This window comes from Viridibacillus sp. KH_047, assembly GCF_057838945.1.
In genome coordinates, this window is the sequence record NZ_CM174479.1 from 233494 (window position 1) to 256168 (window position 22675).

The window sequence follows — 22675 nt, forward strand, 5'->3', positions numbered from 1 at the left end:
ATACATTAAAATAGTGAACAGATTGTAAAAATAATTGAATAAGAGTGTATTTAATAATATGCAGTTTTTTTAGAATAAGAGGTGTAAAGAGTTGAAGAAGTTCATAAATGTTAGGTCGGTAGCATTAGTAGCATGGCTAATTATAACAATAGTTATGGTTTTGACAATGCCTAATATGGATCGGCTTGTTAAGGAAAAAGGGCAACTGAATATAAGTAATGCAGTACAAAGTGGAATTGCAGCTGAGATGATGAAAGAAATGAATGATAAAAGTGGTGAACACTATTCTTTCACTGCAGTCTTCCATAGTAATACGGATAAAAAATTATCTGGTGAGCAATTAGAAGAAATTCGTACAGTGATTACTCGTTTAAAAGATCACCAAAATGATTTAGGCATTTCATCCATAATATCGCATACAGACAGTAAGGAAGTGAAATCGCAGCTGGTTTCAGAAGATGGGACAACCATCTTGACGCAAATTTCAATAGATAAAAAGCAAGGTGAAATTTCAAACGTTGAGAAAGAATTAAATACATATTTTCAATTGAATAATGTAGATACATATTTAACTGGAAATGACTTGGTGATTAGAGATTTTGCAAAGTCTACACAAGATGGCGTTGCGAAGACAGAAGTTATTGCCATTATGTTTATTGTAGTTGTATTAATTCTAGTTTTTCGTTCTCCGGTAGTTCCATTGATTTCTTTAGTAACAGTTGGCATATCTTACATCGTTTCTTTAGGAGTTATCGCACATTTAGTGGATAAGTGGAATTTTCCATTCTCCAATTTTACACAAGTATTCCTAGTTGTTGCGCTCTTTGGTATCGGTACAGATTACAACATCTTACTGTATACCCGCTTTAAAAAAGAACTTAGAGATACTAGCAATTATTTAATAGCTGTAAGAGCAACTTATAAAACTGCTGGGAAAACGGTTCTTTATAGTGGTGCAGCTGTATTTATAGGTTTTATAGCATTGGGCCTTTCAGATTTTCCTTTATATAAGGCAAGTTCACTCGTAGCAGTAGGTGTGGGGATCTTATTACTTGTCCTTATCACGTTGAACCCATTCTTTATGGTTTTCCTAGGTAAAAAAATGTTCTGGCCAGTCAGAAATTTCGAAGGACATGGTGATAGTAAATTATGGTCAATTTTAGCGAAGTATGCCTATTTAAGACCTATCTTAGCGCTGCTTTTAGTAGCCATTATATGTACGCCGTTTATAATAAAAAATTCAGGTGAATTGAATTACAATGATTTATTAGAGATTGCTGATAGCTATGAATCGAAGCAAGGGATTAAAGTTATTGAAGAGCATTTCCCACCAGGTTTCTCATCTCCAACAAATATCGTCATTAAAGGAAGAACGACTTTAGATAACCAAAAGTCTCTACAATCAATTGATGAATTAACGCAAGCAATTGCAGAAATAAATGGTGTATCAAAGGTATATTCGTCAACTAGACCTGAAGGGAATCGAGTGAAAGAACTTTACTTGAACCGCCAAACTGATCAAGTTAATAGTGGCTTAGGAAATGCACAGGATGGCATCGGTGCAATTCATAATGGTTTATCAACTGCTGGGGATGGACTTAGTAAAGCCGATGATAGTGGAATTGAAAATGTTCAAAAGTTAATTGACGGTACTACAGAAGTAAAATCAGGAGTATTAGCATTGAACTCTGCTATGGAGAAAGTTACAAATGGCTTCCAACATGGAGTAACAGGAGCAGGTCAGATTCAAACAGGCTTACATGAATTAAATACCAATATAGCGAAATTGTCCGATGGTACCAGACAATTACAGAATGGTTATGAAGATTTATATACAGGCCTTAATACATTTTCACAATATTTTTCATCATTGAGTGATGCAATTATCGGCGCTAGACAAGGGTATGCACAGATTGAAGTTTCGATGAGGGCTCTGATTAAAACAAATCCTGAATTAGAAAATGATGAAAATGTAGGAACCACTCTACGTATAACACAAGCGGGTCAGCTAGAGTTCTTGGTATTAAAAAACCAAATGAATAAAATTGAGCCACAGTATAATAATGCGATGAAATCATTTAATAAAGCGAATACTTCATTCTCAAAAATTAATAATGGCTTAATGTATGTTGAGCAGGGAGTGAAGCAACTTGAGGATGGAGCACGAGAATTAAAAACAGGATTAGATAAAGGAGAAAATGGCTCTGAGCAAATTGCTAGTAATCTACCCTATTTACAAAACGGACTGACTCAAATTAATAATGGTCAAGAGCAACTGAAGTCAGGACTTTCTGATTTACAACAACACATGGAAACTTTGCAAAAAGGTCTTGCTGATAGTACAGATGGTTTAGATGAAGTTAGTGCAGGCCTGGCGAATGCACAAGATTATTTAGGAAACGTTAGTAACTCAAAATCAACTGCGAAATTCTTTGTTCCTAAGAATATTTTAGAGGGAGAGGATTTCCAAAGAAGTTTGGATATGTACATGTCTGAAAATCGAGAAATGACAAGATTAATGGTCGTTCTTGATGTTAATCCATATTCAAAAGAGGCGATGCATATCGTTGAGAAAATCAATGAACGTATTGAATCAGTTTCAAAAACTGGCGAGCTAAAAAATACGCAAATTGCAGTAGGCGGGAAGTCTTCTCAAAATCTAGATTTACAAGATATTTCGAGCAATGATTTTACGAGGACTATTATAATTATGCTCATCGGTATTGGAGTGGTACTAGTTATTATTACACGTTCACTTTGGAGGCCAATAATCATTATTGCTTCATTAGTTATTGCCTATTACTCATCACTTGGGATTAGTGAATTAATTAGTAAATACATTCTAGATATTGATGCCTTAAGCTGGAATGTCCCCTTCTTTGGCTTCATTATGCTAATTTCATTAGGAGTAGATTATAGTATCTTCATGATGATGCGCTTCAATGAACTTGAACAGAAATCTAGTGAAGCAATAATAGAGGCTGCAAAAAATATCGGTGCGGTTGTATTATCAGCAGCGGTTATTTTAGGTGGTACATTTGCTGCGTTGATTCCTTCAGGTATTTTGACGTTGATACAAGTAGCACTAGTTGTCATAGTGGGGCTTGTATTAATGAGTTTACTATTGATGCCAATCTTCACACCTGCAATGTTTGGTCTAACTGATAAGCTTAGACATTTTGGTGGTAAAAAGAAGTCCAATAATTAAAGGGATTCTTTAAAAAAATAAAATGTAAGCTACTTTGCCATTTCATTTTAAAGAGATGTGTAGAGTAGCTTTTATTTTTATCTTGAATTGGATTTCTTTCTATTCATGACTAAGGGTATATACAGATGGGTAAAAATAAATGAAGTTAGAGTAATAAGGAAATGTATTACCACTAATTGGAAAGGTAGAAGGCAAAGCTCCAATGTAGAGGATCGGAGAGGCATGAAGAGTCCTGCTGTAATTGGAGGGGGCATAGGCGGTATCGGTATAATTATTGTCCTTCTCTATACATTACTAGGTGGCAATCCTGAAGGTGGAGACACTTTCAATGCCAAATACTTATAGGAACTAGAAAAGGGTATAAAACGCTGGAAAATAAGAAAGAAGACTAGTTTAGCACCTTTTTCGCATTTGACGAATATATTAATTGCTATGAAAATAGTGTATAATACTACAGTAAATTAATGGCTTATCCTCAAGTGGGCAAAAGTAATGCCCGCGCGTCATTTATATGTAGACTATTTGAAAGAGAGTGAAAATACATGGGACGTAAGTGGAACAATATTAAAGAGAAAAAAGCTGCTAAAGACCAAAGTACAAGCCGTATTAACGCTAAATTTGGACGTGAAATTTATGTAGCTGCTAAACAAGGGGAACCGAATCCAGAATCTAACGGTGCATTAAAAGTTGTTTTAGAACGAGCTAAAACATACAGTGTACCAAAACATATTATTGATCGTGCAATCGATAAAGCTAAGGGCGGCGGAGATGAAAACTTCGATGAACTTCGTTATGAAGGTTTCGGACCGAATGGCTCTATGGTCATCGTGGATGCTTTAACAAATAACGTAAACCGTACTGCTGCAGATGTACGTGCTACATACGGTAAAAATAACGGGAACATGGGTGTCAGTGGTTCTGTAGCTTATATGTTCGACCCTACAGCTGTATTCGGTATTGAAGGAAAAGAAGCTGAAGAAGTACTTGAAATGCTAATTGAAGCTGATGTTGATGTACGTGACGTATTTGATGAAGGTGAAGCAACAATTATTTATGCTGAACCATCTCAGTTCAACGCAGTACAAGAAGCTTTAAAAGCACAAGGCATTACGGAATTCACAGTAGCAGAATTAACAATGCTACCACAAACTGAAATCCAACTTGAAGGCGATGACCTAGCAAAATTCGAAAAGCTAATTGATGCACTAGAAGAACTTGATGATGTTCAACAAGTTTATCATAATGTTGAACTTTAATAGCTAAGGTATTCTGATTCAAGAAATGTAATTTCTAACTCGGACAACTTAAAGCCAGTGGCAATTTCGCCACTGGCTTTTTTATGAACTTTTGAGGCGATAATATTATCAGTACAAGAAATTTTAAAGGCGTTACTGATTCCATAATGTTAGTAACAATAATCGTCATATACCAAAAGAATGTGCATAAGAATATGCATATGTTGAATTAGAGCGGTGTAAAATAAAAACTAAGAGGTATCTCATAAGTCGATTTTTTTGACTTAAAGATACCTCTTTTTATATACAAAGATAGAAGGTGTATTTATATTTCTTGTTGGTAGTCAAACCTGAAAGAAGACTAATTTAGAGAATTAATTATTGGAGCATCGATAGCTCATAGGGTATCTTTAATACAATTAAGGGAATATTCAGAAGGAGGAAATTGACGTGTTTCTAAAGAAAGTAACTATATTAAAAGACGGTACTGAAAATTTAGGTGATTATCCGTTCAACATTCCTTCATTACAAGCGCTTGAAACATTAGAATTTACGCAAAATGTAACGTTTTTAGTAGGTGAAAATGGTTCCGGGAAATCGACATTACTAGAGGGTATTGCTGATAAATGTGAGTTTAATACAGCAGGTGGAGGTCGCAATAATTTATATGAGGTGCATGCTGCAGAATCTGAATTAGGGAACCATTTACGGTTATCTTGGTCACCAAAAGTGATGAATGGTTTTTTCCTTCGAGCGGAAACGTTTTATCAATTTGCTTCACATATCGATTCGGATCCTATGCATTTAAAAGCATACGGTGGAAAATCATTACATCAACAATCCCATGGAGAAGCGTTTCTTTCACTTTTTAAAAATAGATTTGGTAAAAAAGCCATATACTTATTGGATGAACCTGAAGCAGCATTATCTCCTGCTAGACAATTATCCTTAATGCGCATTATGAAAGATTTAGAGCAGGAAGCACAGTTTATTATTGTAACACATTCACCTATTTTACTTGGTTATCCGGAGGCGACTATTTATGATTTTGATAGTCAACCTATTCAAGAAGTGCGTTATGAGGAAACATTACATTATATTTTAACAAAACGTTTTTTAGATAATCGGCAAGCTATCTTACATGAGCTTTTTGCTGATGATTAGGGGAGAGGGGAAAATGAATTATACATACATTAAGGGAGTTCCTAATGAAGAATTTGTCAAAGGCATACAAGACCTACATAAGCATGTATTTGAAGGTGCAGAGCTAGAGGTGAGTGAGCTGAAGATGAAGCCTCAATTGCTGTGCTGTGTTGCTTTAGATAATGCTAGATTAGCTGGTTTCAAATTAGGGTATGAGATGGAAGAAGGGAAGTTTTATAGTTGGCTTGGTGGAGTTCATGCGGATTACCGTGGTCAAGGAATTGCTTCTTACTTAATGGAGCTACAGCATAAAGTAGTACAGGAGAGAGGGTATAAAACAATTCGTACGATTGGGAGAAACCACCGTCGAGCGATGCTTATTCTTAATATTAAGTATGGTTTTAATGTAATCGAAACATTTATAAGTAAAAAAGGGAACCATAAAATAATACTAGAGAAAGATTTATAACAGCATTCACTTTTGAATATTTTCCATCATCTTTATCGTTTAAAAATAAAAAGTGGAAGAGGTTGATATATTGAAAGGTTTATTGAGGAGGTTTCTAATGATTGGAGGAGGCATTGTTGTCGTAGCGGGTTTAACGTTTTGGGTTGTGACAACTAGATGGCTATCAGATGGAGCGGAACCAAAAGCGGATGGCTCCAATGAGTATGCACTTGTACTAGGTGCAAAAGTGAAAAAAGGGAGCGTCCCATCAAAATCTCTTTCCTATCGATTAGATGCTGCGTTACAATATGCAAAGCAATATCCTCACGTCAAGTTGATTGTGTCAGGTGGTCAAGGGCCGGATGAAGATGCTACGGAAGGATCTGTTATGCAAGCATATCTAGTTGAGCATGGTTTAAGCCCTGAACGTATTATAATAGAGGAAAAAGCAACAAATACCTATGAAAATATTGTTTATTCTTTAAGGTTAGTGGATGAGGGTATTAGTGCTTTAACAATCATTTCAAGCGATTATCATTTAGCAAGAGCTAAGGTGCTTGCTAATCGATTGGGTCTTAAAGTAGATGTAGTTACAGCGAAAACGCCTAAAATTATTGAGGCAAAAGTACGTTTCCGTGAACGTTTTGCATTAGTAAAATCATATATACTGGGTAGGTAGTTAATAGGAGGCTGTTAAGTGAGTATTTATAAATGGCAAGGTGCGGCAGGGGTTTGTTTAAATGACAACGGAGAAGTATTGATGGTGCTTCAAGCAGCACCAGGTGAAGAGAAGAAATGGACAGTACCTAGCGGTGGCGTCGAAGGTAATGAATCGTTTGAGGAATGCTGTCGTCGAGAATTTTTTGAGGAGACAGGTTATGAAGTAAAAGTGATAAGAGAACTTTATACGAAGTCAAACGAACTTAAAGCGCTAGGTATTGAGATTGATGTACATTATTTTCATGTGGAAATCATAGGTGGAGAGCAAGTTATCGCAGATCCCGACAATTTAATTTATGAAATCGCGTGGAAAAAGGGTGAAGAGCTATCGTCCTTACCGATGGCATATTCTGACGATGTACCATTGTTGCAAGAATTTATTCGAGCATTAAAATAATAAAAAGGCAATCCCTAATTGGATTGCCTTTTTGTTATTGTGCTAAAAATTCGCTAATTTGGTCGCGATATTTTGACACAGATGAAGCGGATACTTCATAGTATGCTGCAACATCTTTGACTTTTGATAAACCGCCTTCAGGAATGATAGCAGAAGCTTGTCCAGCAAGCACTGCACCTGCAGCGACAGTATTTGCTTTTTTAGCTTTTACTGTGTTTTGTTCTAAATATTGTTGTAGTAGGGCAGTGAATGCATCAGCAGACAGATTGTATTCAGTTAAGTATTGCTGCACTAGTTCAAGAATTTCAGTTTGGAAAGGTGATAGTTCACTTTCTGTTTCTGTTGTCTCTACTTCAACAGCTTTAGTCACAGGTACTTCTTCAACAACAGTAGCTGCCACTTCTGATTGAATCTCTGGAGCAACAGCTTCTAGGAACGTTTTGTACAATTCAAATGAATCAGTAACATTACTTTCAAGCTTGCTAGCTAAAGCTTTTGAAATGTTTACTTTGTCATTTGGAATGAAAATAACGCTACTTGTTGCAGTTAAACCATTTTCACCTTTACGCTTATCCGGCATGAAAATACCGAATAACCAGTTACCGCTGAATTTCTTAGATGGAGAGCCAGTCATCAAATAACGTTTTTTAGATACTTCATCTATTAAAGTAATTAATTCGCCATTTTGCGACTCAACTTTTGCAAGTAAGAAAGCCGGTGTTAACCAAGCTGATAGAATATCTTTTACTTGAGGACGAATAGGTTGTGCTAATTGTTTATTTAAATAGTTTCTCCACAAATTTGGGCGATCAATATAAATATATGTTTCCATAGCAATTGTATCTATTAAACTGTCTGCAAATGCATGATTTAATGCAGTTTGCCATTGATGATTGCGTTTTTCTAATGCATGATAGTCAGCTGTATTAAAAGATTCTTTTACAAAACCTTCCACGATGCGATCGATATCTTCACTTACTAGTGTTGAAATATCTCCTACTGCATTTTTACCACAACATTTTTTGTATTTTTTACCACTGCCACATGGACAAGGATCGTTACGACCTATCAATGTAAAGCACCTCACTTTATAATTAGGCATGAAAATAGGTTAGCACAAAATGAGCTAAAACATAAGTCTTTTAGACGTAGTATTTTAAATAAGTAATTAAATACCATTTTTTTAACTATTTACGACAATAATAGTTGCAATATTTCTGAAAATATTGAACAATAAGCTTAACGTTTCGACTATCGAAAGATAAAGGGGAGAAGGATACATATGACAACATTTAAAGACTATGAATATAAAAAGCCGGATTTAGCTGCAACTAAAAGTAAATTCCACAAACTTTTAGAGGAATTTAAAGCGGCACAAACAGTAGAAGAACAAAGTGCAGTGATCAGTGCTATAAATGAATTACGTAATAATTTTTCTACACAATCTACTTTAGTAGAAATTCGTGCTTCTATTGATACAAATAATGAATTTTATCAAAAAGAGAGAGACTATTTCGATGAAATTAACCCTGAGATGGATGATTTAGTTACTGAATATTATAAAGCTCTAACAACTTCAGCGTTTAAACAAGAATTGCAAGAAAAATGGGGACAGCAATTATTTGATTTAGCAGAATACCAAATTAAATCTTTCTCACCTGAGCTCATCTCATTGATGCAAAAAGAGAACAAACTAACGTCGGAGTATTCTAAATTAGTAGCTTCAGCTCAAATTGATTTTAATGGTGAAGTATTAACGCTTGCACAATTAGGTCCTTATGGAGAATCGACAAACGCTGAAACTCGTAAAAAAGCAAAAGAAGCAAGCTTTGGTTTCTTTAAGGAAAATGAAGCTAAATTTGATGAGATATATGATGAGCTTGTAAAAGTACGTCATGAAATGGCAGTGAAATTAGGTTATAAAAACTTTGTTGAACTAGGTTATATTCAAATGAATCGTATTGACTATAACGCTGAAATGGTAAAAAAATTCCGTGATCAAGTACGAGATTATATCGTTCCTGTAGCAAATAAATTATATGAACGCCAAGCGAAGCGCATTGGTGTAGATAAATTAAAATACCAAGATGAAGGATTAAATTTCTTAACAGGTAACGCAACACCAAAAGGAACACCTGAATGGATTGTGGAAAACGGTAAAAAAATGTATGAAGAGTTATCACCAGAAACTGCTGAATTCTTCAATTTCATGATTGACAATGATTTGATGGATTTAGTAGCGAAAAAAGGAAAAGAGGGGGGCGGTTATTGTACGTTTATCGATGATTACGAATCACCGTTCATTTTCTCAAACTTTAATGGTACTTCTGGTGATATTGATGTGTTAACACATGAAGCAGGCCATGCTTTCCAAGTATATACGAGCCGTAATATTGGTATCCCAGAATATATTTGGCCAACATTTGAGTCTTGTGAAATCCATTCTATGAGTATGGAATTCTTTACATGGCCTTGGATGGAGCTATTCTTCAAAGAAGATACAGAGAAATACAAATTTGCTCATCTAAGTGGTGCGTTATTATTCTTACCATATGGTGTAGCTGTAGACGAGTTCCAACATGTTGTTTATGAAAATCCTGAAATGACACCAGCAGATCGAAAAGCTGCTTGGAAGAAAATAGAGGAAATTTACTTACCACACCGTGACTATGATGGTATTGAATATGTAGAGCAAGGTGGTTTCTGGCAGCGTCAAGCTCATATTTATGCTAGCCCGTTCTATTATATTGATTACACGTTAGCGCAGATCTGTGCATTCCAATTCTGGAAACGTTCAAGAGAAAATCACGAGGAAGCATGGGAAGATTATATCCATCTTTGCCAACTAGGAGGTTCACAATCTTTCACTAATCTTGTAGCGGAAGCGAATCTAGTATCGCCTTTTGAAGAAGGTTGTGTTGAATCTGTCATTGATTCGATTGAGGAATACCTAAATTCAGTTGAGGATGACAAATTGTAAAAGGTATCTATTAGGCACCGGTAAATATCTCGTCCTTTTTAATCATTTTAATGATTGAGAGGGGCGAGTTTTTTCATTTATATTGAGCCTTATAAATTAAAATAGTAGAAGACCATTTATAATGTAGAGAAAATATTTATGTATAAAAAAGCCTTATTGAATTTAAGTTTTCAATAAGGCTTTCTACTATTGTCCGATTTGCTCTCGCCGAAGTTGATCGGAGTATTGCAGTATCGTTAATGTATTATTGATATTTTTTTGTGATCTGTTTGTGAGTTTTGCCTTTTTCATTGTTTCCCTCGTTAACAATGAGGCGGGATGCTGAGCACTTGGGGCGATATACATCGTGTGATCGCTTATATAAGAGCCCCCAGGCAAGTAGTAGCGCATACCGAGTAGATTATGTTCATATTGGAATAAGTTATGTCCTATGAGCTGTGAAGTAGGTTCAATGCCAAGTAAATTCAAAAGTGTAGGCATTAAATCCGTTTGTCCACCAAGATGCGAAATTTGCTCATTGTCAAAAATTCCTGGTACCGTAAATATTACGGGTACTATGAATCGATCATTCAAATTGTAAGGATGACCAAGCAAATCTTCCAATAGTACTTGGTCTTCTTCTGTTACAGGTTTTCCATGTAAACCCGAATGATCACCATAAATGAGAATAACGGAATTATCGTACAATCCTAAACGCTTAAGATTTGCAACAAACTGTCCAATTTGCCTATCTGTATAACGAACTGATTGTAAATAGTCTCCAACATATGTGTCGTTGAATTTCGTTGGTAAGTCTAGATAATTGTAGTCTTCAGGCATTTTAAATGGCGTATGACTAGTTAGTGTAATGATATTGGCGTAAACTCTATTGAATTGTAGTAATAAGCTTTGTATTTGTGATTCTGCAAAACGAAATGTTACTTCATCTGCGGGGCCAAAGCCGATAATTTTCTGTTCTGGAATATCCTCCGAAGTATAAATATGATTAAAACCGAGTGCAGGATATAACTTATTTCGATTCCAATACGATATATCATCTGCATGAAATGTGGCTGTACCGTAACCTTCTTCACTTAGCATTCGGGGCAAGGAAGCAATCTCAGAATCCTTTAACAAATTGACAGTAGGATCCATGCCTTCGGGATAAAGTCCTGTATGCATAACCCATTCAGCATCTGAAGTGTTACCTGCACCGATTTGTTGGTAAACATTATTGAAATATGCACTATCTTCTAGTAGCTTATTCAGATTGGGAGTAATTTCTTGGCCGTTAATATCACGGTTAATGACAAAATTTTGTAACGATTCTATTTGAATTACAAAGACGTTTCGTTTTTTAGCTACGCCAAATGTTTTGTGCTGGTTAAATGGGACATAGTCATTGCCCTTTAGTTTTTCAAGATCAGCATCACTTAGCTTTTCTTGAGTAGCAAGTGCGACACCAAAGCTTCGTGCGTACAATTGGACGACTTGTGATTGTAAGTAACCGTTTTCTTTTGCGAAATAAGATACATCAATAAGAGGCTGTCTGAATGCAAGTGCTGTCGATACGACACAGATACAAGTGAAGGCAAGTAGCCCTTTTCTAACGCCGGTGAAGTAAAGTGGGCGCTTGTCTTTTGTGAAATAACGAATTAGTGGTAACAACAAAACAACATCTAGGAAAAACAGGTAGTCATAAGGGGTTCCAAGTAGGGCAACGGTACCACCGACTGAATGAGATTGGTAAATTTGCTTGACGTCATAATAAGACGGTAAGGTTGAAAAATACCGAGTGTAATACAATATGACGATAAATAAAGTAGATAAAATAGTATTGAAAATCCATACAGCAAGCCATGTACGCTTTTTAAATAACACTACGACAAGAGTAAGTGCCAAAGCCCACATTGGATACTCTAGCAACACAATTTGAGTAACAGAGCGGTTGTGGAAAATCACCGTACGAAATGCGATTATCTTCACAAGTAATACGGTGAGAATGAGTGTATATGGATGTAGTAAATATTTCTTGGCCATATGAGCCTGATTGCTTTTCATTACACCATCACCTTTATGTAAATTTCTACTAAATAACGTAACAACACCCAACAGGAAAATCAACTAATGTCACTGGAATTATTTAATTTTTTTAGAATATTTGCATTATTGCATTTTCTATTATAACTGTTAAATTTCTTTTCCTGTATAAAATATCGTATACTTAATGATAAAATGGGCCCGTTTAGGCGATAAGGAAGTGAAGTTTGTGACAAAAAAGTTATGGTTTCAAACAGGTGTCGGTATATTACTCGCTTTATTAATAGTTAAGTATTTTTTAGAAATTAAACATTTGTTTTATCCAGTGGTTATTATTGCAAGCGCAATTTTTACTCCACTTTTACTAGGCGGAATTTTATATTACATAACAGAGCCTATTCAGCGTTTTTTAGAGAAACGTAAATTTCCGCGCTGGGCGAGTATTTTGACCATTATTATTGCATTAATAGGAGCACTTGGGGGCTTTGTTTCGTTGATTGGTCCTTCTATTGCAGAACAGATGAATCATTTAGTAAAGAGCGCACCTTACCTAGCGAGTGAAATTACAGATATGGCTGATTATATCCAAGATAATCGTGGAAGCTTTCCATCTCAAGTAAATGAATTCATAGATAAGATGGCAAACTCTATTCAAGAATACGCAGTTATGACGAGTGTATTTTTAGTGCAACTAATACAAACGATTGTGTCATGGGCATTTATCTTAATATTGGTGCCTTTCTTCTTTATCTTCATGTTAAAGGATCACGAGAAATTTGCACCTTCAATGTATAAACTGTTTTCTGGGAACCGTCGTGAATGGATAAAGAAAACACTGTCGGATATTGATGATGTACTGCGTGCTTATATTCAAGGACAACTACTAATAAGTCTATTATTAGCTATAATGATGTATATCGGTTATTTAATAATTGGATTAGATTACGCATTGATATTAGTTGTTTTTGCCTTTTTCATGAATGTCATTCCATTTATTGGACCGTGGATTGCTTTTGTGCCAGCGCTAATCATCGGGTTTTTACAAGAACCTAAATTAGCTATATGGGTGTGTGTTGTAACGTTAGTAGCGCAACAGATTGATAGTAATCTAATTACACCGAATGTTATGGGGAAATCACTAGATATTCATCCATTGACTGTTATTACAATCATTTTAGCTGCAGGTAATATTGCAGGGTTCCTAGGTATTTTACTTGGTGTACCTGCTTATGCGGTTGGGAAAGTAATTGTAAAAAATGTTTATGAACATCGTAAAGAAATTCGTTCAGCTGCAACCAAGAATGTGTAGGTGCCAAATATGGACAGTGAATTATTAAGAATATTTAATGATGAACATGAACCTATTGGTGAGGCAACTAGAGAAGATGTACACGCGAAAGGCTTTTGGCATGAGACTTTCCATTGCTGGCTTGTTAGTAAGATAGAAGATAAGTACTATCTTTATTTTCAGCTCAGAAGCGCTTGTAAGAAGGATTATGCAAGTCAGTTTGATATAACGGCCGCTGGGCATTTACTAGCGAATGAACGAGCTGAGGAAGGCATTCGTGAATTACAAGAGGAGCTTGGTTTGCCACTTACGGTTAATGATATGAAAAAGCTTGGGGTATTTGAAACGCATATTCAACAGCCACCGATGATCGATATGGAATTTGCCCATGTGTACTATGTATTTAGTGACACAGACTTTGTAGGATTTCAATTACAGGAGGATGAGGTTGCTGGTATTGTTCGAGCAGAGCTTTGTACAGTGCGGGATTTCTACTCAGGTAAGCTTAAAACTCTATATGTCGAGGGGTTTGAAATCATCGAAGGTGGAAAGAAGATACCCCTTGTAAAATATGCTATACACGCTGATTTTGTTAAGCATAATGCATCCTATATGGATAATGTTTTAGCTAAATTAATGGAAGTTTTATAAGAGAAGCACGTTGCAAATGCAACGTGCTTTTTGTATTTTTTGAAGTATAGCCGTTGCCACAGAACGCGGCGATTTTAGGCTATCTTCTTTTATATGGGCGGCTTCAGCATTAAGAATATCCAGCTTCAGGCGCTAGACTCTCGGGTCGTTTCGGTCTCTCGGCACAAGACAAAAAGCGTCTTGTGTTCGAGCCCTCCAACGCCTGTCGAGTCTGGACGAGCGCCTTTAGCATTTAAGAGTATCCAGCTTCAGCGGCCAGCCCCTCGAGGTCACTTAGTCCCACAGGATGTGGGCCATGCAACCGTTGCGGCAGGGCGCCGCGTACCTAGGTTGCCTTCCTTGATACTCTTTCAAAGGCAAAAAGCGCCTTTGATTCGAGCCTTCCAGTGCTTGTCGGGGCTGAACGGGCCTTTTCAGCATTTAATATGCCTTGGCCCATACGACCATTTTTTCTGCTGGTTTGCTGCAACAGATACATACTTCTGAGATATGTTCTTGTTCGAATGGCATACATCGGGAAGTTGCACCGGTTTCTTCTTTTATCTTATCCTCACACGCTTGGTCACCACACCACATGGCTTTGATAAATCCTTGTTTTTCTTCAAGTTGTACTTTGAATGCATCAAATGTTTGAACGGTAAATGTGTTTTCTTCGCGGTGATTTAGTGCTTTAATGTATAAATCATTTTGAATTTCTTCTAATATTGCAGGTAATTTTACTTCTAGTTCATCAAGTGTCACGATAATTTTTTCTCCTGAATCACGACGGGCTAGAACCACTTGATTATTTTCGATGTCTTTTGGTCCTACTTCAAGGCGTACAGGAATACCCTTCATTTCATACTCATTGAATTTCCAACCTGGCTTTTTGTCGCTAGCATCAATATTAACCCGTGCTACTTTCCCTAGACGTTCTTTTAAATCATAAGCAAAATCTAGGACGCCTTCTTTATGTTGAGCAATGGGTACAATCATTACTTGTGTTGGCGCAATACGAGGGGGAACGACTAAACCCCGATCATCACCATGAACCATAATAAGTGCACCGATTATACGAGTTGTGAAACCCCAAGATGTTTGATGAACAAATTGTTGTTTGCCTTCTTTATCAAGATATTTAATATCAAATGCACGTGCAAAACCATCTCCGAAATTATGTGATGTTCCTGATTGTAGTGCTTTCCCGTCATGCATTAGTGTTTCGATTGTGTAAGTGGATTCAGCGCCTGCGAATTTTTCTTTCTCAGTTTTTTGACCTTTTAATACAGGAATAGCTAAGTACTCTTCACAAATTTGAGCATACACATTTAACATAAGTAATGTTTCTTCTTGAGCTTCTTCTTGAGTAGCGTGAGCAGTGTGCCCCTCTTGCCATAAGAACTCAAGTGTACGCAAGAATGGACGTGTTGTTTTTTCCCAGCGGACGACATTAGCCCATTGGTTATAAAGCTTTGGTAGATCACGATAAGAATGAATAATATTAGCATAGTGTTCGCAGAACAGTGTTTCGGATGTTGGGCGGACAACTAAGCGCTCTTGTAGTTTTTCATCCCCGCCATGCGTAACCCACGCCACTTCAGGTGCAAATCCTTTTACGTGATCTTTTTCCTTTTGTAAAAGCGATTCAGGTATGAATAGAGGCATATAAACATTTTCATGACCTGTTTCTTTTAGTTTTGCATCGAGTTCATTTTTGATATTGTCCCATAATGCATAGCCATAAGGACGGATAATCATTGAACCACGAACGCTTGAATAATCGATTAAATCAGCTTTTGTTACAACGTCTGTATACCATTGAGCAAAATCCTCATCCATTGCTGTTACGTCTTTTACAAATTGTTTTGCCATTTTAAACACCTCTTCTTTAAAATAAAAAGCTCCGCCTTAAATAAGGGACCCATTACGGCGGTACCACCCTTATTTAAAGCAAAGCTCTACTCTCAAACATGTTAACGACTGTCGCCGCGTCATTTTTTAATGACGAACTCGAAGGTAGGTTCAAGAAGCTGTTAATGAGAATCTTCCACCGATCAATTCTCTCTCTATAAAAACAGGGTATTCTTTACTAATCCTTGTCTTAGTTTCAATTATTGTTGTTTGTGATTATAGTATTATCTGAATAGTATGTCAATACTGTATAATATTATTCAAAAGATGGGGGAGTTATTAGTGAAGAAAATTTATATTATTCGTCATTGTAAGGCCTCAGGGCAAGAAGCACAGGCAGCGCTAACCGTTGAAGGCATTGAGCTGGCTAAACAATTGGCAGAGAGATTACAACAATACGATATAAGGAGAATTATTTCTAGTCCGTTTACAAGAGCAATCCAGACGATAGAACCATTTTCTAAGAAAATGCAAATAGAAATTGAACAAGATGAAAGATTAGCTGAACGTGTATTAAGTACACAAAATTTTGATGATTGGTGAGAAAAGTTGGAACAAACTTTTCTCGATGAAAATTTGAGGTACATAGGTGGAGAATCAAGCAAAGAAGCAGTTGCACGAATTGAACAGTTAATCAAAGAATTACTCGAATCATCTACTACGGATACTGCAATTGTTTCGCATGGTAATCTATTATCATTACTCATTACCAAATACAATTCGAAATTTGGTTTTACAGGATGGAAAACTATGAGGAATCCTGATGTATTTTTATTGACGAAAGATGGACAAGATGTTGATATAAAGCGAATTGATATGTAAAAAATGCTATACTAAAGGATGAATGCAAACGAAAGAGGAGTAAATTATGTTAACATTTGAACAAAAACAAGCGATCATCGAAAGTTTCCCTCAATTAACGCGTAAAGAAATTTCGATGAAACGATTAAATTATCACTTTGATGGTAGCCAATATGAGAAAAAAATTGTGGTAGAAAAATTACACCCAAACGGTAACGGTTTTGTTTACGTAGGAGATTTACTAAGTTATAAAGCAGACGATCGTGGGTTAGTAAATATTCGTGATTTCTCTGAGCAAGAGCTTCGTGAAATTATTGAAGATTCCCTTACGTATTTGTCTGAAATTGATGAAGTAGTTCCCGAAGTGAGAATTGAGCAAAGCTGGCGTAACCGTAATGATGACCAACTTCTTTTAGTAGAAGAAGATCCTTTTTGGAATGTTTATCATGGCTTCAATTTAGAAGAAAGCTTTGGAACTCGTGATGATGCGGAAAACTATTTATATTCTGAAGGCTTTAAGCCGTCTAAAAAATGATGCTAACAATATCGTTTATTGACGGTATCTGAACGACCACCAATGGACTTGCTGTTACTAGCTGATCCGTCTGAGCACATGATTGCACAATATATTCGCGATGGTAGTTATTATATCGCGAGTATGGCGGGTGAGTGTAGGGGTGGTCGTTTTGTTGATTTATAATACAGAAATTATCCTGATAATGAACATTACGATAGCTGGAAAATGGCAAGGAGATAGCTTTGGTAAGTCACTTATTCAGTACGCCATAAGTGAAGCGATAGTAGGTGGTTATTGTCGATTTCTATTTGCTACTGGTAACTCTAGCATTGGGCAACTGGCGCTGTATCAAAAATATGGATTCCACATGATCAAGATTGAACATGATTATTTGATTAATCATTATTTAGAAGAAATTTTTGAGTACGGCATACAATGTCGAGATCGGATAATTCTCGCAAAGGAATGCTCAAGGAAGTAGGGAATTTTATGTCTGGTAAAAAAACAGTTATTGCATTAATTACTGTCGTAATAATTTCAGTTATATTGATTGTCCTTTCAATTCAACTATTTTATAAGAATCATTCTACGCAAGGTTCCAAAGCATATTCATTGACTCCTAGTACTGTTCAATCTATAATTATCTCGAATTCAAGATAATGATTGTAGAATATAGATAGGGGGATTCTCCGTGCAACATATTTTCATTAAAGGTACTGATGATAGTAAGCCAACATTGTTGTTGCTACATGGCACTGGTGGGAATGAACATGATTTAATCTCTTTAGCAAAAGAGATTGATCCAACAGCTTCTCTTTTAGGTGTACGAGGAAATGTTGTGGAGAATGGCATGCCACGCTTTTTCAGACGTTTAGCAGAAGGCATTTTTGATATGGCTGATTTAGAGGTCCGTACAAAGGAATTGGCTGAATTTATCGATGAAGCAGCGGTGCGATATAGCTTCAATCGAGAGAATGTTGTAGCAATTGGCTATTCTAACGGGGCAAATATTGCAGGTAGTTTGTTATTCCGAAATGGGGCAATCTTGAAAGGTGCTATTTTGCATCATCCAATGGTTCCAAGAAGAGACATTGAAGTACCGGTATTACCAAAGTTACCAATTTGGATTGGTGCTGGAAAAAATGATTATATGTGCCCTCCTCAAGAATCTAAAGATTTAGAAGGATTGTTAACAGCAGCAGGGGCAGAAGTAGAAGTATATTGGAGCGACTATGGTCATCAATTAACACATGATGAATTAAAAGCAGCAAAAGCTTGGTATGAAAATCACTTTTAATATATATGAAAAGAGGTAACCTGATTAAGGTTACCTCTTTTTTATTTGCGATTTTTCTTTTGAAACGGCATCCACCAGTTCCAGTCACCTAATAATTTCATCAGACTTGGTACGAGCATTAGACGTATAATTGTCGCATCAATAGCAATGGCAATGGCAATGCCGACACCTATTTGCTTCACAGGCATTACATCTGTGAAGGCAAATGCACCTGTAATAACAATCATGATTAACGCAGCAGATGTAATGATTTTACTTGTAGAAGTAAGTCCATCAATCGTAGCGCGCGTATTACTCGCACCTTTTTCATATTCTTCTTGTATTCTGGAGATAAGGAATACTTCATAGTCCATACTTAAGCCGAATACAAGGCAAAATGTAATAACAGGTATGATTAAAACAATTGTCCCTTCCTCTATTCCGAAACCTCCGTATTGGAATAAATATACAAGTATTCCAAAAGCTGATGATAGGCCAATAATATTCATTAAAATAGCCTTTATAGGAATTAACACAGAACGGAATGCAAGCATTAGAATAAAGAATGTTGAAACAATAATAATGGATAAGGCTATAACGATTTTATTTGAAATTTCATCGAAAATTTCTTGATTAAATTTCGCTTCTCCACCAAGTTTAAAGTTCATATTTAAATCTTTATCCGACCACTTTCTCACCCAATCTTGTGCCTTTGTAGAAGCTCCTTTAGCATCTAATGTAATTGGGATAAATAACTGTTTATCATGTATAAATGTTTCTTGTATAGGTTTTAGTTGTTCGCTAGCAGAAATGTTTTTCATACTTTGCTGCCATTCCTCTATGCGACTGATTTTAGATTCCGTGAAAATGGTCTTCACATCAAGGACTAAGGCATCTTTCTGTAATGCTTTTTGTAGCTTTAGGATGTCATTTAAACCAGCTTTGGAATCCCATCCATCTTCACGTTCTGCTAATAAATAAACTGTAGAATTTTTGCCTAAATCAAATTCTTTTTGTAGTTTCTCAAAAGAAGTACGAGAATCATATGAAGTGGGTAAAGCATCCATTGTTGGAATGGTTAGTTTCATATCCTTCACAGGGACAATACCTATTCCTAAGATGATCAAGGAAATAATAGCAATTGTCACTGGACGTTTCATAACTAGTGTTGCAAAACTACGCCAACGCGATACACTATTCGGTTTCACTCGAATAATGGTCCATTTATTTAAGCGATCGCCCAATAACAATATGCTTGCAGGTAACAAAGTTAATGAAGCAACAACTGCTAGGAAAACTGCAATCGTACCGCCTAGCGCGATATTATGGAATATTTCTACTTGGATAACAATCATCGCACCGAGACCAATCATGACACAAAATGCAGAAAAGATAATCGATCGCCCGGCAGTTTGAATAGTTGTTTGCACAGCTTGTTGAATGGTAGAGTGCAATCTTTCCTCACGATAACGATTGATAAATAACAAAGCGAAATCTATGCTGAGTGCGAGTCCAAGCATAGGAATAATATTCATTATGAAGATGGATAAATTAAACTGTCCACTCAACATAGATAGTATGCCAAACGCAGATACGACGGTAATGATTCCAATTACAATTGGTAGAATTGAAGCGACGACGCTACCAAATGCTAGTAATAAAACAAGTACTGCAATGGGTAATCCAATTGCTTCTGCGCTAGCTAAATCTTTTTGACTGGCTGTATTAAGATCGGATGAAATCACCGATCCACCTGTTATAGTAACTCCTTGTTTGTCGTTTATCTTGTCTCGTATTTTCGTTACTACAATTGACATATCCTCTATGGAATTATCGAAATTCAAAATAGCATATGAGATATTTTTTTTATGAAGTTCCGAGTTCTTTAAAGGAGATTGAATGGAATCGATTTCCTCTACCTCTTCTATTTTCTGTAATGTCGCTTTAATATCGTCGTCTTTGACTTTATCAAATACGACAAATATGGTTTCAGCAGGTAGACCAAATTCTGCTGTTAGTTCGTTCATAACCGCTTGATGATCGCCATTAACTTTAAAACCATCACCTTTTAATTGACCGGGTAATTGAATAGCAAAGTATGCAAAGATAATGAAAAATGCACACCAAATCGTTGCAATTATTTTATAATATTTTGTTATAAATCGAGATAAGTATTGCAAATGTATGTACCACCTTTCTTAAACAACTCTATGTAATTAGTGTAAAGCTTATGTCTTAATTTGTCGTTAAACAGTCGAAATTTTTACATAAAAAAAGCTCCCATCCGATAGCGAACGGAAACCTATTAAGGAAATTATTAGATAAATAAGTTGAGAACAAAAAAGATAGCTGCTCCCATTAATGCAGATGTTGGCAAAGTGATAATCCACGTAATAACGATTTTCCTTGCTACGCCCCATTTAACCCCTTTTACACGTTGAGCCGAACCAACCCCCATAATAGAAGTGGAGATAACATGTGTTGTACTTACAGGTAAGTGAAGTTGTGTAGCACCAAAAATAACAGCAGCAGAAGCTAAATCAGCAGCTGCTCCGTTAACAGGTCGGATTTTCATAATTTTACCGCCAACAGTTTTGATAATTTTATATCCACCAATGGATGTACCTAATCCCATTGCAGTTGCAGCTGCAATACGCACCCACATTGGAATATCGTCACCAGTTTGTAAGCCAGCAGCAATTAAAGCCATTGTAATAATACCCATTGATTTTTGAGCATCGTTTGTACCGTGGGTAAAAGATTGTATCGCAGCAGTGAAAATCTGTAGTCTACGGAATCCTTTATTAGTACGATATAAGTTTAAGTCTTTGAATACCACTTTGAAAATGGACATCATGATAAAACCAGCAACGATAGCAATAAATGGTGAGAAGATTAATGCTTTAATAATTTTGATAAATCCTTCATAGTTCAAAACAGCAAAACCTGCAGCAGCAATCGCTGCACCAGCTAAGGAGCCGATTAGAGCATGTGATGAACTAGACGGAATACCATAATACCAAGTTACTAAGTTCCAAATAATTGCGGATAGCAAAGCAGCTAAAATAATGACAACCCCGTTATCAATTGCAAAAGGGTCAACGATATCTTGGGCCAATGCTTTAGCTACGCCTGTAAATGTTATTGCACCTATAAAGTTCATAGTTGCGGCCATTAAGACAGCTACACGAGGAGGTAATGCACGTGTAGAAACAGCAGTTGCGATGGCATTTGCAGTATCGTGAAAACCATTAATGAAGTCAAATAATAATGCGAATACTACAACAAGAATGGTTAAAAATAGTACAGTATCCAATATAACTACATCTCCTAGGCGTTACGCATTATAATTGTATCCATTGTATTTGCAACATCTTGGCAGTAATCAGCTACTTCTTCAAGTTGTTCGTAAATATCTTTGAACTGAATTATGCGAATAGGATCTTTTTCATGTAAGAATAGTTGTTTAATTGATGTGCGAAGAACGTCATCACATTTGCGCTCATAGTCTTTAATGAGGATGGAATGATCACGCATATCGATCAGTTTTTTGTTTGTTAAATGTCCCATTGCTGCGACAATTTCATCTGTACTTTTTACGATGTATTTAAGGAAGTCACGCATATAGTCGTCTACCTCTGTTAATGAGAACATTTCGAAGTGGGCGATACAGCCTTCAATGCCATCAAGAACATCATCCATACGTACAGCTAATTCCAAAATATCTTCACGTTCGATCGGTGTCATAAATGATTTGTTTAACATGAAAATTAATTCATGAATTAATTTATCTCCATCGGTCTCATACTGTTTTAATGTTACGCTAAGCTCTTTTAAATCTGCGATGCTTGTAATTTTAAAATCATCTGCATAATGTACAGCTTCATTAACTGTTTCTGCAATTTTCAACAGCGACGCAAAAAAAGGGTCTTGTTTTTTTGAGCTAAACATGTGAATCCTCCTAGGTTGAATATCAACTTATCAATCTCTTTTAACGCTACACAATCATATCAAAATGCAATAGGAATCCCCACATTATTTACATAATTCCGACTAAAATTTACATTCCCGTAACATTAGAAATAACTCCAAATAAAATGTG

The 22675-nt window shown here is 36.1% G+C and carries 19 protein-coding genes, 2 pseudogenes and 1 other annotated feature; of the genes and pseudogenes, 15 read left to right on the forward strand and 6 right to left on the reverse strand.

Going from position 1 to position 22675, the window contains the following annotated elements; all coding sequences use genetic code 11:
- Positions 1 to 91: 91 nt before the first annotated feature.
- The 7 genes and pseudogenes from AC3IS5_RS01285 (at position 92) to AC3IS5_RS01315 (ending at position 7151) form a co-directional block, all read left to right on the forward strand.
- Positions 92 to 3208, forward strand: a complete 3117-nt coding sequence (locus AC3IS5_RS01285) for an MMPL family transporter (RefSeq protein ID WP_489426240.1) — start codon at positions 92 to 94, stop codon at positions 3206 to 3208.
- A 222-nt stretch (positions 3209 to 3430) separates the two neighbouring features.
- Positions 3431 to 3517 (forward strand): annotated as a pseudogene (locus AC3IS5_RS01290) (KPN_02809 family neutral zinc metallopeptidase); the annotation flags it as partial.
- Positions 3518 to 3750: 233 nt separating this feature from the next.
- Entirely contained in the window at positions 3751 to 4464 is a 714-nt protein-coding gene (locus AC3IS5_RS01295; protein ID WP_489426241.1) for a YebC/PmpR family DNA-binding transcriptional regulator, read from the forward strand.
- Positions 4465 to 4893: 429 nt separating this feature from the next.
- Positions 4894 to 5607 carry an AAA family ATPase gene (locus tag AC3IS5_RS01300; protein WP_489426242.1) on the forward strand — a complete coding sequence of 238 codons (714 nt, stop codon included), beginning with the start codon at positions 4894 to 4896 and terminating at the stop codon, positions 5605 to 5607.
- A 13-nt stretch (positions 5608 to 5620) separates the two neighbouring features.
- A complete protein-coding gene (locus tag AC3IS5_RS01305) occupies positions 5621 to 6055 on the forward strand; it encodes a GNAT family N-acetyltransferase (RefSeq protein WP_489426243.1) in 435 nt (144 codons plus the stop codon).
- Positions 6056 to 6152: 97 nt separating this feature from the next.
- A complete protein-coding gene (locus AC3IS5_RS01310) occupies positions 6153 to 6713 on the forward strand; it encodes a YdcF family protein (RefSeq protein WP_489426244.1) in 561 nt (186 codons plus the stop codon).
- Positions 6714 to 6737: 24 nt separating this feature from the next.
- The gene (locus tag AC3IS5_RS01315; protein WP_489427795.1) at positions 6738 to 7151 is read left to right on the forward strand and encodes an NUDIX hydrolase; all 414 of its coding nucleotides are present in this window, start codon (positions 6738 to 6740) and stop codon (positions 7149 to 7151) included.
- A gap of 34 nt (positions 7152 to 7185) precedes the next feature.
- On the opposite strand, the gene AC3IS5_RS01320 is transcribed toward AC3IS5_RS01315, so the two are convergent.
- The gene (locus AC3IS5_RS01320) at positions 7186 to 8223 is read right to left on the reverse strand and encodes a YecA family protein (protein WP_489426245.1); all 1038 of its coding nucleotides are present in this window, start codon (positions 8221 to 8223) and stop codon (positions 7186 to 7188) included.
- A gap of 210 nt (positions 8224 to 8433) precedes the next feature.
- Here AC3IS5_RS01320 and AC3IS5_RS01325 point away from each other — a divergent pair, with 210 nt between their 5' ends.
- Complete coding sequence (locus tag AC3IS5_RS01325) at positions 8434 to 10131, forward strand: M3 family oligoendopeptidase (protein WP_489426246.1); 1698 nt, start codon at positions 8434 to 8436, stop codon at positions 10129 to 10131.
- Positions 10132 to 10317: 186 nt separating this feature from the next.
- Here AC3IS5_RS01325 and AC3IS5_RS01330 read toward each other — a convergent pair whose 3' ends face one another.
- Positions 10318 to 12171, reverse strand: a complete 1854-nt coding sequence (locus AC3IS5_RS01330; protein WP_489426247.1) for an LTA synthase family protein — start codon at positions 12169 to 12171, stop codon at positions 10318 to 10320.
- A 208-nt stretch (positions 12172 to 12379) separates the two neighbouring features.
- On the opposite strand from AC3IS5_RS01330, the gene AC3IS5_RS01335 reads away from it, so the two are divergent.
- Both AC3IS5_RS01335 and AC3IS5_RS01340 read left to right on the forward strand, forming a co-directional pair.
- Complete coding sequence (locus tag AC3IS5_RS01335; protein ID WP_489426248.1) at positions 12380 to 13459, forward strand: AI-2E family transporter; 1080 nt, start codon at positions 12380 to 12382, stop codon at positions 13457 to 13459.
- Between the two features lie 9 nt (positions 13460 to 13468).
- Positions 13469 to 14089 (forward strand): NUDIX hydrolase, encoded by a 621-nt coding sequence (locus AC3IS5_RS01340; protein WP_489426249.1) that lies wholly within the window; start codon positions 13469 to 13471, stop codon positions 14087 to 14089.
- A 420-nt stretch (positions 14090 to 14509) separates the two neighbouring features.
- Here the strand turns inward: AC3IS5_RS01340 and proS are convergent, their stop codons facing one another.
- Complete coding sequence (proS, locus tag AC3IS5_RS01345) at positions 14510 to 15940, reverse strand: proline--tRNA ligase (RefSeq protein ID WP_489426250.1); 1431 nt, start codon at positions 15938 to 15940, stop codon at positions 14510 to 14512.
- A gap of 40 nt (positions 15941 to 15980) precedes the next feature.
- Positions 15981 to 16180, reverse strand: a binding site (T-box leader).
- An 81-nt stretch (positions 16181 to 16261) separates the two neighbouring features.
- Between proS and AC3IS5_RS01350 the strand changes: the two are divergent.
- From AC3IS5_RS01350 to AC3IS5_RS01370, 5 genes and pseudogenes are all read left to right on the forward strand, one after another.
- A pseudogene (locus AC3IS5_RS01350) lies at positions 16262 to 16801 on the forward strand (histidine phosphatase family protein).
- Positions 16802 to 16847: 46 nt separating this feature from the next.
- Positions 16848 to 17315, forward strand: coding sequence for a hypothetical protein (locus tag AC3IS5_RS01355; RefSeq protein WP_489426251.1), 468 nt, complete (start codon positions 16848 to 16850; stop codon positions 17313 to 17315).
- Positions 17316 to 17357: 42 nt separating this feature from the next.
- Positions 17358 to 17480: a hypothetical protein gene (locus AC3IS5_RS01360; protein ID WP_489426252.1), complete on the forward strand. Its 123-nt coding sequence runs from the start codon at positions 17358 to 17360 to the stop codon at positions 17478 to 17480.
- Positions 17481 to 17499: 19 nt separating this feature from the next.
- On the forward strand, positions 17500 to 17778 hold the full coding sequence (locus AC3IS5_RS01365) for an N-acetyltransferase (RefSeq protein ID WP_489426253.1): 279 nt from the start codon (positions 17500 to 17502) through the stop codon (positions 17776 to 17778).
- Positions 17779 to 17988: 210 nt separating this feature from the next.
- The gene (locus tag AC3IS5_RS01370; protein WP_489426254.1) at positions 17989 to 18594 is read left to right on the forward strand and encodes an alpha/beta hydrolase; all 606 of its coding nucleotides are present in this window, start codon (positions 17989 to 17991) and stop codon (positions 18592 to 18594) included.
- 41 nt (positions 18595 to 18635) lie between these two features.
- Here AC3IS5_RS01370 and AC3IS5_RS01375 read toward each other — a convergent pair whose 3' ends face one another.
- The 3 genes from AC3IS5_RS01375 to AC3IS5_RS01385 all read right to left on the reverse strand — a co-directional run bounded on the left by AC3IS5_RS01375 (position 18636) and on the right by AC3IS5_RS01385 (position 22524).
- The gene (locus tag AC3IS5_RS01375) at positions 18636 to 20753 is read right to left on the reverse strand and encodes an MMPL family transporter (protein ID WP_489426255.1); all 2118 of its coding nucleotides are present in this window, start codon (positions 20751 to 20753) and stop codon (positions 18636 to 18638) included.
- Positions 20754 to 20890: 137 nt separating this feature from the next.
- Positions 20891 to 21889 (reverse strand): inorganic phosphate transporter, encoded by a 999-nt coding sequence (locus tag AC3IS5_RS01380; protein ID WP_489426256.1) that lies wholly within the window; start codon positions 21887 to 21889, stop codon positions 20891 to 20893.
- Positions 21890 to 21903: 14 nt separating this feature from the next.
- Positions 21904 to 22524, reverse strand: coding sequence for a DUF47 domain-containing protein (locus tag AC3IS5_RS01385; RefSeq protein WP_038186284.1), 621 nt, complete (start codon positions 22522 to 22524; stop codon positions 21904 to 21906).
- Positions 22525 to 22675 lie beyond the last annotated feature (151 nt).